Source organism: Roseateles sp., from assembly GCF_036404855.1.
In the GTDB taxonomy this organism is placed as follows: Bacteria; Pseudomonadota; Gammaproteobacteria; order Burkholderiales; family Burkholderiaceae_C; genus Pelomonas.
This window is the reverse complement of the sequence record NZ_DASWYS010000289.1, coordinates 1-2,760: the sequence shown is the minus strand read 5'-3', so window position 1 is coordinate 2,760 and position 2,760 is coordinate 1. Positions and strand designations below refer to the sequence as shown.

3 protein-coding genes are annotated in these 2,760 nt (G+C 71.2%); all 3 read left to right on the top strand.

The window, feature by feature from the left end:
* A partial coding sequence (locus VGF12_RS19130) for an MOSC domain-containing protein (RefSeq protein WP_331177641.1) occupies window positions 1-207 on the top strand: 207 nt, incomplete at its 5' end.
* 44 nt (window positions 208-251) lie between these two features.
* Window positions 252-1,202 carry a 1-phosphofructokinase family hexose kinase gene (locus VGF12_RS19125; RefSeq protein WP_331177640.1) on the top strand — a complete coding sequence of 317 codons (951 nt, stop codon included), beginning with the start codon at window positions 252-254 and terminating at the stop codon, window positions 1,200-1,202.
* Between the two features lie 168 nt (window positions 1,203-1,370).
* Window positions 1,371-2,760, top strand: a 1,390-nt coding sequence (locus VGF12_RS19120; protein WP_331177639.1) for a TonB-dependent siderophore receptor, incomplete at its 3' end; no start/stop codon positions are given.

The window sequence follows — 2,760 nt, the reverse complement described above, 5'->3', positions numbered from 1 at the left end:
CGCGAACCCTGCTCGAAGTTCAACGCCGTGACCGGTCTGTCCGACGCAGGGCGCCTCATGGTGGACGCCTGCAACTTCGGCTGGTACCTGGCCGTGGCGCAGCCGGGCACGGTGCAGGCTGGACAGGACATCGCTGTGCGCCCCGGCCGGCGCGGCATGACCGTGGCGCAGGCCTTTCTCGGCAAGCGGGCCAAACACATCCGTTGAGGCGGGGCAAAGCCGCCGGGCGGCGCATGCGGTACAACCGCCGCATGAACACCCCGCCCCGCATCCTCTGCCTGACCATGAACCCCTCGGTCGACCTCGCGACCGAGACCGAATCCGTCGTGCCCACGCACAAGCTGCGCTGCGGCGACACGCTGCACGACGCGGGCGGCGGCGGCGTCAACGTGGCGCGCGTGCTCACCCGCCTGGGCGGGCGCTGCGTGGCGCTGTGCCCGACCGGCGGCTCCCCTGGGCAGTGGCTGGAGAAGCGCATGCGCGACGAGGGCCTGGACAGCGTGTTCCTGCCCATTGCCGACGAGACCCGCGTGAGCTTCACCGTGCACGAGCACAGCACCGGCGCCGAGTTCCGCTTCGTCATGCCCGGCCCGCACCTGAGCGAGGCCGAATGGATGGCCTGCCTGCAGCACCTCGAAAGCCTGAGCGACTTCCCTGACCTGGTGGTCGCCAGCGGCAGCCTGCCGCCGGGCGTGCCCGCCGACTTCTACGCCCGCGTCGCACGCCTGTGCCACCAGCGCGGCGCCAGGCTGGTGCTCGACGCCTCCGGGCCGGCGCTGGCGGCGGCGCTGGCCGAGGGTGTGTTCCTGTTCAAGCCCAACCTCAAGGAGCTGGCCGAACTCAGCGGCCAGGCGCTGGAGACGCCGGCCCAGTGGCAGGCCGCGGCGCGCCAGCTGGTGCTGGACGGCAGGAGCGAGATCGTGGCGCTGACCCTGGGCCACCTGGGCGCGCTGCTGGTCACGCGCGAGGCGATGTGGTTCGCACCGCCACTGGACATGCCGGTGGCCAGCGCGGTGGGCGCGGGCGACAGCTTCGTCGCCGGCCTGGTCTGGGCCTGGCAGCACGGCATGCCGATGGATCAGGCCTTCGCCTGGGGCGTGGCCGCCGGCTCGGCCGCACTGCTGACCGCCGGCACCGGGCTCGCACGGCCGGACGACGTGCGGCGGCTGTTCACCAAGGTCCAGGTGCGGGCAGTGGCCTGACGCGGCAGTGCCCGGTCTGCGGACGGGCGGCGAGGGCAACGTCTTGAAGCATTTATTGATAATGGTTATCATTTAAGACCAGCCAGCCACGGGCGCGCCTCCCGCCGCGCGCCGTCAAGAGCCAGCCAATGACCCCCGTCGTACGACGGAACTGCTGTCTCTTGACCCATGAACACCCACCTGTCTGCCCCGGCAGCGCTCAGCCCGCTCGCCCTCGCTTCCCGCATCGCCTTCGCCAGTTCGGTCCTGTTCGGACTGGCCCCGTCCGCCCTGGCCCAGACGGCACCCGCCGCACCGGAGCCCACGCTGGGCACGGTGGTCGTGCGCGACAGCGCCAGCGCCGCACCTACCGAACAGTCGCCAGCCTTCGGCGCATCGGTGTCCAGCTCGGCCACTGGCCTGGACCTGCGCCTGCGCGAGACGCCCCAGTCCGTCAGCGTGACCTCGCAGGCCCAGATGCAGGCCTTCGGCCTCAACGAGGTGCGCACCCTGCTGTCCGGCGTCACCGGCGTGCAGGTCGAGAAGGTCGAGACCGACCGCACCTACTTTTCCGCCCGCGGCTTCGACATCACCAACTTCCAGGAAGACGGCATCGGCCTGCCCTTCGCCTCGGGCCTGCTCAACGGCGACATGGACACCGCCATCTACGACCGCGTCGAGGTGCTGCGCGGCGCCAACGGTCTGCTCTCGGCCACCGGCAACCCGTCGGCCACGGTCAACTTCGTGCGCAAGCGCCCGACTGCGAAGCTGCAGGCCAGCGCCGGCCTGACCCTGGGCTCGTGGAACCTGCGCCGGGTCGACGCCGATGTGGCCGGCCCGCTGAACGCCAGCGGCAGCCTGCGCGGCCGCGTGATCGTGGCCGATGAGGACAAGAACTCCTACCTCGACCGCTACCAGGCCCGCAAGCAGGTGGCCTCGGGGGTGATCGAGGCCGACCTGGGCCCGTCCACCGTGTTGACCCTGGGCCACGCCCAGCAGAACAACCGGCCCCAGGGCCTGATGTGGGGCGCGCTGCCGCTGTACTACAGCGACGGCTCGGCCATCGACTACGACCGCTCGGCCAGCTCCGCGCCCGCCTGGGCGCGCTGGGACACCAACGACGGCCGCAGCTTCGCCGAGCTGCTGCACGACCTGGGCGGCGGCTGGAGCGCCAAGGCCACGCTCAACCAGCGCCGCATCCGCTCGGACACGGCCATGCTCTACATCTACGGCACGCCCGACCGCGCGACCGGCGCCGGCCTGTTCAGCTGGCCCTCGACCTACGACCACCAGGAGCGCCAGACCCTCGCCGACCTGCAGTTCAAGGGGCCGTTCCAGCTGGCCGGCCGCCAGCACGAGGCGGTGTTCGGCGCTTCGGCCGGCCGCAACAAGGTGGACATGGCGTCGAGCTACGACGACCTGGGCCAGGCGCTGACGCTGCAGCAGGTGCTGGACGGCAGCTTTGCGATGCCCGACTTCGACCAGGGCATCTCGGCCTTCGGCAACCGCATCGACAAGCGCCGCACGGTCTACAGCGCCGGCAAGTTCAGCCTCTCGGACAGCCTCAAGCTGATCGCCG

Coding starts and splice junctions, on each gene's coding strand:
- VGF12_RS19125 (WP_331177640.1), top strand. CDS start 252: ATGAACACCCCGCCCCGCATCCTCTGCCTGACCATGAACCCCTCGGTC.